An 8,647-nucleotide genomic window follows, 5' to 3' on the forward strand; every position below is an offset into this window, starting at 1 on the left:
AACATCACCCGCAGCCGCCTCGGACGCCTCACTCGCCAAGGCTTCCTCACCCAACCCGAACGAGGCCGCTACCAGAAACGGACTTAACGTCCACTGAGACACGGACCAGGCTGGCTGAGACGGACAGGAACCAAATGGTCACGTTGCTTGCAACCTGCGGTGAATGCCATCCATGTTGGAACCAGTAGCGGTGCGGAGCGTTGCCCCGAGTACCGGTGCGTCGGCCGGGGCGGCCGACGCAGTCGGTGAACCTGTTCGAGACGCGCAGGCGAAGCGGCCTCACCCTGGTGGCTGCGCGGGTGATGACCGCCGTGCACTTCACCAGGGCACTACGCCGGCGTCCTCGAAGAACTGGCCCGTCGGGCCGTCGTCGGGCAGGGTCGCGAGTTTGATGGCGATGGCCGCGCCCTGTTCGGGGGTGCGCACGCCGCGGAAGCCGTTGAGGTCGGTCGCGACGTAGCCGGGGCAGCCGGCGTTGATCAGGATGTTCGTGCCGCTCAGCTCCCGGGCGTACTGGAGGGTGACGGCGTTCAGGAACGTCTTCGACGGCGCGTACGCCACGGCGATGGGACCCGTCGTCTGATCAGCGCCGGTTCCCGACTGCCGGGTGAGGGAGCCGACACTGCTGGACATGTTCACGATCCGTGGTGAGCCGGAGCGGCGCAGCAGCGGCATCATCGCGTTGGTGACGCGGATGACACCGATGACGTTGGTCTCCACGACCGTGCGGATGGTGGCGGGGTCGACGCGGGTGGGCTCCTGGGGCGTGCTGCCCGTGATGGCTGCGTTGTTGACGAGCACGTCGAGGCGCCCGGCCTGTTCCTCGATCAGCCGTGCGGCGGCTGTCACGCTCGCGTCGTCGGTCACGTCCAGCGGTACGCCGAACGCGTTGATGCCGGCCGCGCGCAGTCTCTCCACCGCGGCCTTGCGACGCTGATCGTCGCGGGCGCCGACGCCGACGCTCCAGCCGAGGGCGCCCAGGCCCGCGGCGATCTCGTAGCCGATTCCCTTGTTCGCGCCGGTGACCAGCGCAATCGTTCGCTCGCTCATGGGGACCATGCTGCTCTCGGACCCCGGCGGGGGTCCAAGACCGATTGGGTGGGCAACGATACCTTCCAGGTATTGATCCGGAGTACCGTGGCCGGATGGAGACCAGGGAACTGCGCTACTTCGTCGCTGTCGCCGAAGAGTTGCACTTCGGGCGCGCCGCACAGCGGCTCGGGATCGCACAGCCGCCTCTGTCACGGACGATCCAGCAGCTCGAACGCCGACTCGGGGCAGCGCTGCTGGATCGGACCAGCCGCACCGTCACGCTGACCGAAGCCGGCTCGGTGCTGCTGGCCGAGGGCCGGGCGGCCCTCGACGCGGTCGAAGCGGCCGAGCGCCGGACCCGCCGAGCCGCCCTCTCCTCGACCGGCCGTCCCGGCCTGGTCCTGGTCACGAAGGCCAGCGCGTCCCGCGAACTGCTGGCGGAACTGCTGGACGCGTACGCCGCCGAACCCGGCGCGGTCCCCGTCGACGTCATCCTGTGCGGGCCGGCCGAGCAGGAACGACTTCTGCGCGAGGGCCGGGCCGACGTGGCGCTACTGCACCGGCCGTTCGACTCGACGGCCGGGTTCGACACCGAAGAACTCAGCACGGAGGGCCAGGTTGTGGTCCTGCCGGCCGGGCATCCGCTCACCGTCCGGACCCATGTGCACATGGCTGACATCACCGGGCTGCCCGGCCTGCCCCTGCCACGCTGGCCCGACCCCGACGGAACCTACCCGCCCGGCCCCGGCCCGCAGGTCCGCGACCACACGCAGTTGTTGCAGCTCGTCGCGCTCGGCCGTGCTTGCGCGGTCTCACCGGAGTCGTGCCGTGCTCAACTGCACGGTGACCTCGCCGCCGTGCCCGTGCTGGACGCGCCGAAGGTCACCACCGTGATCGCCTGGCCGCCGCACAGTCGGTCCAGAGCCGTCGCAGACCTCGTCCGGACTGCGACCCGTCTCCGGTAGTTCCAATACGCCTGGCCGGGTTCCACCTGTCGTGTCCCGGCTCACGTGACTGGACCGAGCCCCGGACCGCCGCTCGCAACTACAGCTCGCATTCGCAAACCATCAATCGCAGTCACAATGTCGACCCGGCCGTTCCGGCGGCCCGCCACCACGTTTCCCCGCACGTCGAAACAAGCGGCGTCGCCGATGGATTCACGCCTGCCGCCAATACCTCGCGCGTCGAATCACCGGGCGCGTGCCCGGTCGACGCAGCGTCCCAGCCGAGCGCCGTGCCGGTGGAGGAAGTTCGTCTGGCGCTCGCCGCCGAGCGCTCCTCCACCGACCCGCTCCTGCGCCGCCTGGGCGCGCCGACCGGAACCCGCAGCGCCAAGAACCGCATGGTGCTGGTCGAGAGCTGGGACACCGATTCGCCGGTGCTCGCGGTGCGCCGGCCGGACCGGCGCTTGGCGGGCTGGATCGAACTCGCGGGCGGCGGCACCGGTGGGGCGGTGTTCATCGACGGGAGGGCCGTCGTCGACGCCGCCGACTCCGTGCCCTGGCTCGCTGGTGTGGCGGGCCTCGTCGAGGATGCGGTCGCGGTGCAGGTGCTGGCCCGACACGCCGGCGGCGGTGTAGAGGTCGACTGTCCGTCCCGTCAGCCACGGCGGGTCAACGACCCGCCCGCCCCGACGGGAACTCCGTGTCCCGCGACCGGAGTCCCGGGCGGACCGCCCCGGCAGGCCCGGTGGGCGGCCCGGCGTAAGGTCCCATGACGTGGCCGAGCCGCCCGACTTCGAGGCGATCGCCGACGCGCTCCACGTCCTGCCCCCGCCCGAGTTCACCGGGGCCCGGGACGAACGCGCCGCCACGCCGAAGAGAACCGACGCTCCGCCGCGGGCTCGGCGCGCTACGGCCTCGTGGGCCCGGTCCAGCCGGTGGGGACGTGGCCGAGGCGGACACGCTGGGGGTGGCGGCCGACGGCGACCGAGACGGTCTTGCGGCCGGTCGCGAAGTCGATGGCGGTGACCTCGTCCGCGCCGCTCTCCGAGATCAGGCAGGACTTGCCGTCCCCGCTCACCGTCGCCCAGTACGGTTTGGACGCGGGCACCAGCGGCCCCTCCTGGAGGGTGGCGCGGTCGACCACCGTCGCGTAGTCGTCCACGGTGCCCGCGACGCAGATCCGGTCGCCCGACGGGCTCATCGACAGGCCGTGGTGGCGGGAGTCGTTGGGCCAGGTGGTGCGGTCGGTACTGGCGGCCGGGTCGACCGGGAGGGTCTTCACCCGGGTGATCCGGTCGGCGGCCACGTCGTACTCCAGGAATCCGTTGAAGAAGGACACCTGGAAGTAGAGCCGGGTGCCGTCCGGGGAGAAGACGGCGGGTCGGACGGCGTTGGAGAGGCCGCCGAGGCCGGCGTCGTCGAGGCGCTTGCGCATGTCGATCTCGCGGATCGGGGTGAGGGTGGCCGCGTCGACGACGGTGATGTGCCGGTCGCCCTTCGTCCAGTCCAGCCAGGGCGCGTCGAGGGCGGTTTCGACGTTGCCGATGGACATGTTCCACAGCTGCCGGCCGCCGTCGGTGAAGATGTTCTCGTGCGGCTTGTCCCCGGTGTGGAACGAGCCGAGTTCGGCGCCGGTGCGGACGTCCAGGACGTGCACGGTGTTGGCGGTGGAGGCGGAGACCGCCACCCGGGTGCCGTCGGGCGAGAGCGCCATGTGGTCGGCGCGGTAACCCGCCACGGGAAAGCGCCAGTTGACCCGCCCGGTGGCGAGGTCGAGGGAGACCACGTCGGCGAAGCTGGGCCGGGAGACGACCACGGCGGTGCCGTCCGGCGTGCTGTACATGTCGTCGACGAACTGGTCGTGGCCCTCGCCGGGGCCGAGCCTGATGCCGAGGAAGTAGCCGAGCTTGACGGGGTTGAGGTAGATCTCGGCGAGCCGCTGGTCCTTGTCGGGGATGACGTCGATCCGTCCGACCTTGCCGAGGGCGCCGGAGGATTCGATCACGTCGGCGGTGCCGTCCCAGTTGTTGCCGACGAACATCACCTCCCGTAGCGCCGGGGTGGCTCCGGGGGCGGCGCTGCTGGTGGCGGCGGCCGGGGCGAGCAGGCCGAGTGCGACCGCGAGGGTGCAGAGGGATCGGACGCCGAGTCGGCGCCGGGGACCTGTCCTGGACATCGTCGCTCCTTCGTGGGGGTGGCACGACGGGTTGTGAGACGGACTGTCAGTTTGCGCCATTCGACGGTAGGGAGGGGTCCGGTCCGCTGGCAAGACGTCGGCGGCGGACGCGTTCGCGGCGGGGCCGTCCGCCCGTCGCCGCCGGCCGGTCCGCCGGTCTCCCGCCCACCGTACGGAAACCGTGAAACCCCCTGGTCCGGACCTGGGCTCAGGCGTAGTGTGCGCCCGTGAACGAACTGATCTTCCGGGGGAAAGACCTGTTCCGGCCCTCGTGGTCGAACTTCCTCCCGCTCCTCCTCGTGCTCACGGCCCAGCTCGTCTTCGGCGGGATGAACCTCGGCCCCTGGCCCACGTTCTGGATGGTCCTCGTGACCGTCGCGCTCTGCGTGCCGGCCGCCGTCCTGAGCTGGCGCTCCTGGAGCCGGGTCGGCGCCGACGGTGTCAGCGTCTGCTGGGGTTTCGGGCGCGGCCGGACGTACCCGTGGCAGGAGATCCGCTGGGTCGACGTGCGGGAGACCAAGAGCAACGGATCGGTGGCGTACGCGGCGCGGGTCTTCCTGACCGACGGGCGGCGCCGCTCGCTGCCGGGCCTCCAGACCAGCCGGCTGTACCCGTCCGCGGACTTCGACACGGACTTCCAGCGACTGGTGGACTGGTGGGAGTACAGCACGCACCCGACGCAGCGGGTGAAGCCGGCGAAGCAGCTCCGGGACCGGGTGACGCCCACCGTGGCGGGCGTCCTGCTCGGATTCCTGACCTCCGCGGTGATCCTCGTCGTCGTCATCCTGCAGCAGCCGTAGCGGCTTGACCGCTCGCTGAGTCGCAGAATCGATTCGGCCCCGGCCGCCACGAGGGGAGCCGGGGCCGAGGTGCGTCCGGGCCGCTTACCGCCGGTACCGTCGGGTCACTCCCCCGGGTAGCCCGGCCGGCCGCCGTGGGGCGCCCCCTGCGGAGCGTGGCAGTTCGCGTGGTGCGGACGGGTTCGCAGGGGAACGACGGCCCGGATCGGGGAGGGCGAGTGCTCCGTCATAGGCGTGGTGGAGCATGGACCGCCGACCGGTTCGGGCGGCCTCCTGAGGGGAGTGCGCATGAGGAGACCGGCACGGCGTGATGGCGGTCTGGCGTTGGAGGATTTCCCCGAGCACCGGAACTCGGCCCTGGTGTGGAGCCGGGCCTTGGATCCGGACCGTCTCGCGGTCGCGCTGAGCCGGGTGCGGCCCGGTGACGTCCGCCCGGGTGAAGCACTGCCGGCCAGGCCCAGTTCCAGCTGGAACGCGGCTCGGTCCGACGGCTGCGACCGCTGCCGGTCGAGGACGCGGTCGGGATCGGAGCGGCACAGGACGGCCAGCCCCCGGCAGCAGGTGGGGCGGTCCGACCTCCCGCGCGCCGCCCGCCCGGGCATCCTGCCGCGCGATCGCGAATGTGAGCACCACGGCCTCGGAGAAGGACGTTACCGGCCCTCCTCAGCCCGGAGCTCCCAGTCCAGCTCCCACTGCCGCAGGATCCCGGTACCGTCGGCCGTCAGGACGACGTTCGTGTCGGGCGTCACCGCGAGGGCCGCGACACCCTTCTGGTGCCCGCTCAGGGTCCGCAGACAGCGCCCGGTGGCGAGCTCCCACAGACGGACCCCGCCCTCGGCGACCGAGGCCAGGGCGTACCGCCCGTCAGCGCTGAAAGTCAGCTCGCCGCAGTGCCGGGAGTCCGCCCCCGCTGACCACCAAGGACGGCTGGAAGCGGTTCGTCGACGACACCCCCACCTGCCCGAAGATGCTCTCGCTCAAGGACTTCAAGGCCCTCAGCGAGGAGAACCTGCTCGCCTACAACGAGCCCCGGCTCGACTACCACTCCCGACTCGTGACCGTGGCCACCCCCACCGTCCGCGACGTGTTCACCACCGGACGACGGCTGGTCCTGCTCAATCGGCACCAGATCTCCGGCCGCCGCGGCCCGATCGTCACCGGCCAGGCCGGAACCGGGAAGACCACCGCCATCGCCCAACTGGGCCGCAACCACGAACTCCTGGTCCGCAAACGACTCGGCCCGGCCGCGGCGGGACGCCTGCCGGTCGTCTACGTCACCGTCCCGCCCCGGGCCACCCCGAAGATGCTCGCCATCGAGTTCGCCCGGTTCCTGGGCATCCCGGTCTTCCGCCAGGAGACGCAGTCGTCCGTCACCAACGCGGTCTGCGACCTGCTGATCAAGATGCGTGTCGAACTCGCCCTGGTCGACGAGATCCACAACCTCAATCTCGCGACCCAGGCCGGAGCCGAAGCCTCCGACCAGCTCAAATACCTCTCCGAACGCATCCCCGCCACCTTCGTGCTGGCCGGCATCGACGTCGCCGCCAGCGGCCTGTTCGCCGGAGTACGCGGACAGCAGATCGCCGGCCGCTACACCGTCACCGACACCGAACCGTTCGCCTACGGCACCGGCGCACAGCGCCAGAACTGGCGCAACCTGGTCGCCTCCCTCGAAGACGCCCTACGGCTCCACCGGCACAAGCGCGGCAGCCTGGTGAAACTCGACGGCTATCTCCATGAGCGCACCGACGGCGCGATCGGAAGCCTCTCCCAGCTGATCCGAGGTGCCTCCATCGAGACCATCATCCGCGGCAGCGAAGCCATCACCCGCAAGACCCTCGACACCATCGAAGTCGATCAGGCCGCCGAGCACTCACGCGTCGAACGCCGCCGGGCCCGCAGCCCCCGCCGCCGGCGGGCAGATGTCGACGCGGCGTGACCACCTCCAACTCCTGCCCGTCGCCCCGGCCCCGTTCAGGGCGAGACCCTCGGCTCCTACCTGCACCGCCTGGCCGTCGCCAACAACCGGGCCGCCAGCCGCCTCGTCCAGCTCCTCGGGCCGCTGCCTTCGGACTTCTCGCCACTCACCGACAGCACGGCCGGCTGGACCCCCGAGTCCCCGAACCGCCTGTCCGCCCTGGTCAATCGCCCGGCGGCCCGACTCGCCAGGGCCCTTCCCGCGCTCGCCGACTTCCTCGATCCCCAACGCACCTTGCCCCGGTCGGACCATGTGATCGGCCGGCTCTGCCGCTGCTGCACGGCCCGCCGCAGTTCATCGGCCACCATCGTGATCGTCCGCGCTCCCGCACACCGGCACCTCTGCTCGCGTCACGAGCGTTGGACCCGGTCCACACACGACATCCCGCTCACCAGTCTGCCCGAGGTCCTCAAGGCCCAGCACCGCCTCGACCTGCTCGCCCGACGTCAGGGCCGTGGGATGCAGCAGGCCCTCGATCTCGCATGGAAGATCACCGACGAGTGGTCCGCCGCCGGCATGCCGCTCGACCTCGGGCGGGAGTGGACCCGTCGCCTCGACCGAATCGAGGACCACCCCGTCAGCAGGAAGATCCCCTTCGACGATCGCCACCGCCTGGCGGCCTTCCCCGAGATCACCGTGCTGGCCGGCCTGATCCTCAACCCGCCAACGGTCACCGTCGACCCCAAGGAGCTCTACCTGGCCACGACAACTGAGCTGAGCCGACGCTTCGCCCGGATCTACTCCACCCCGCTCACGACCCGCTTTACCAGCACTTTTGCCGCCTCCCTGGAGCGCGACTCCCCAGTCCGACCGGCCAATCTCCGCATGCGATCATGAGGACCCTCTGACCTGGGAGGGGCACATGGGCCACGTCTTCGCTCGACTGACCGGTTTCGGCATGACGCTGATACCGATCTGGCCCTACACCTTCGAGCGTCCGGAACACGCGCCGGGCACGGTGCGCGTGACCCGCTGGGAGGGCCAGACCGCTCACACCGCTGTCGTCACCGGACCTGCAGAGGAGCCCACGACCGAGCTGGCGAACGCCCAGTCGACTGACGAGGTCGTCGAGGTGCTCGCCGGACCCACTGAGCACGTCTGGCGGATCGAGACATCGCCTTTCTCGGTCGAGTGGCCCGAGGGCTTCGCGATCGACTCCCCGCCCGCCGGCGACAACTCCACCCCGTTCCTTCTGTTCGGGCCAGCCGGCTCCGCGATCTACCTGCAAGGCCCGCGCAGCCACGACCGGATTCCCCCGCTCACCGAGCTCATAGCCCCTGGTCAAACCCTGATCGATCACTGCACCGAGGCCGCTTTCGAAGCCGTCGAACTCGCCTATCAGCACGACGGCACCACTTGGCGTCAAAGTCACCACCGGGTCGCCCTCACCGACACCCACGGGCTCGTCATCACCGCCCAATCACCCGCAACGCACGCAGCACAGGTCCGCCAGGCCGCCGAACTCATGGCCCGGTCAGTCGCAGCGCGAACCAGCGCCTGATTCGGCAACCCGCTCCGAGGTTCCGCGGCAGCCAGATCCATTGAGAACGCGCGAACACACAGTTCTAAACCGACCGGGCAAGCCCGCAGCTCAGGACAAGATCCACGGACATCCCGAGTGCGTGACGGCGGCCATGAAAAGCTCCCCATAGGCGGCCATATAGGGCCCCACTGATGGCCAGCGGATTCCCCGCGGACGGCCAGATATCTCCCCGCT

8 protein-coding genes and 1 pseudogene are annotated in these 8,647 nt (G+C 70.5%); 6 read left to right on the plus strand and 3 right to left on the minus strand.

The features are described 5' to 3' along the window. Window positions 1–318 precede the first annotated feature (318 nt). Window positions 319–1,050 carry an SDR family oxidoreductase gene (locus ACFV1W_RS39390; RefSeq protein WP_380422258.1) on the minus strand — a complete coding sequence of 244 codons (732 nt, stop codon included), beginning with the start codon at window positions 1,048–1,050 and terminating at the stop codon, window positions 319–321. Window positions 1,051–1,145: 95 nt separating this feature from the next. Here ACFV1W_RS39390 and ACFV1W_RS39395 point away from each other — a divergent pair, with 95 nt between their 5' ends. Together ACFV1W_RS39395 and ACFV1W_RS39400 are read left to right on the plus strand one after the other, a co-directional pair. After that, window positions 1,146–1,997, plus strand: a complete 852-nt coding sequence (locus tag ACFV1W_RS39395; RefSeq protein ID WP_380422259.1) for a LysR family transcriptional regulator — start codon at window positions 1,146–1,148, stop codon at window positions 1,995–1,997. 275 nt (window positions 1,998–2,272) lie between these two features. Next, window positions 2,273–2,749 carry a hypothetical protein gene (locus ACFV1W_RS39400; RefSeq protein WP_380422261.1) on the plus strand — a complete coding sequence of 159 codons (477 nt, stop codon included), beginning with the start codon at window positions 2,273–2,275 and terminating at the stop codon, window positions 2,747–2,749. A 134-nt stretch (window positions 2,750–2,883) separates the two neighbouring features. Here ACFV1W_RS39400 and ACFV1W_RS39405 read toward each other — a convergent pair whose 3' ends face one another. Next, window positions 2,884–4,152 (minus strand): YncE family protein, encoded by a 1,269-nt coding sequence (locus tag ACFV1W_RS39405; RefSeq protein WP_380422262.1) that lies wholly within the window; start codon window positions 4,150–4,152, stop codon window positions 2,884–2,886. Between the two features lie 227 nt (window positions 4,153–4,379). Here ACFV1W_RS39405 and ACFV1W_RS39410 point away from each other — a divergent pair, with 227 nt between their 5' ends. Further along, a complete protein-coding gene (locus ACFV1W_RS39410) occupies window positions 4,380–4,952 on the plus strand; it encodes a PH domain-containing protein (RefSeq protein ID WP_380422263.1) in 573 nt (190 codons plus the stop codon). Window positions 4,953–5,602: 650 nt separating this feature from the next. On the opposite strand, the gene ACFV1W_RS39415 is transcribed toward ACFV1W_RS39410, so the two are convergent. Continuing rightward, a complete protein-coding gene (locus ACFV1W_RS39415) occupies window positions 5,603–5,833 on the minus strand; it encodes a WD40 repeat domain-containing protein (RefSeq protein ID WP_380422268.1) in 231 nt (76 codons plus the stop codon). Between the two features lie 86 nt (window positions 5,834–5,919). On the opposite strand from ACFV1W_RS39415, the gene ACFV1W_RS39420 reads away from it, so the two are divergent. From ACFV1W_RS39420 to ACFV1W_RS39430, 3 genes and pseudogenes are all read left to right on the plus strand, one after another. Further along, window positions 5,920–6,891 carry a TniB family NTP-binding protein gene (locus ACFV1W_RS39420; protein WP_380422265.1) on the plus strand — a complete coding sequence of 324 codons (972 nt, stop codon included), beginning with the start codon at window positions 5,920–5,922 and terminating at the stop codon, window positions 6,889–6,891. Window positions 6,892–6,921: 30 nt separating this feature from the next. Continuing rightward, window positions 6,922–7,767 (plus strand): annotated as a pseudogene (locus ACFV1W_RS39425) (hypothetical protein); the annotation flags it as partial. Window positions 7,768–7,792: 25 nt separating this feature from the next. Continuing rightward, on the plus strand, window positions 7,793–8,431 hold the full coding sequence (locus tag ACFV1W_RS39430; protein ID WP_380422266.1) for a hypothetical protein: 639 nt from the start codon (window positions 7,793–7,795) through the stop codon (window positions 8,429–8,431). Window positions 8,432–8,647: the final 216 nt, after the last annotated feature.

This window comes from Kitasatospora sp. NPDC059648, assembly GCF_042734825.1.
Classification (GTDB): domain Bacteria; phylum Actinomycetota; class Actinomycetes; order Streptomycetales; family Streptomycetaceae; genus Kitasatospora.

Bases quoted from the DNA above. Each gene is read 5' to 3' on its own strand.
- ACFV1W_RS39390 (WP_380422258.1), bottom strand. From the start codon at position 1,050: ATGAGCGAGCGAACGATTGCGCTGGTCACCGGCGCGAACAAGGGAATC.
- ACFV1W_RS39395 (WP_380422259.1), top strand. From the start codon at position 1,146: ATGGAGACCAGGGAACTGCGCTACTTCGTCGCTGTCGCCGAAGAGTTG.
- ACFV1W_RS39405 (WP_380422262.1), bottom strand. From the start codon at position 4,152: ATGTCCAGGACAGGTCCCCGGCGCCGACTCGGCGTCCGATCCCTCTGC.
- ACFV1W_RS39420 (WP_380422265.1), top strand. From the start codon at position 5,920: ATGCTCTCGCTCAAGGACTTCAAGGCCCTCAGCGAGGAGAACCTGCTC.
- ACFV1W_RS39430 (WP_380422266.1), top strand. From the start codon at position 7,793: ATGGGCCACGTCTTCGCTCGACTGACCGGTTTCGGCATGACGCTGATA.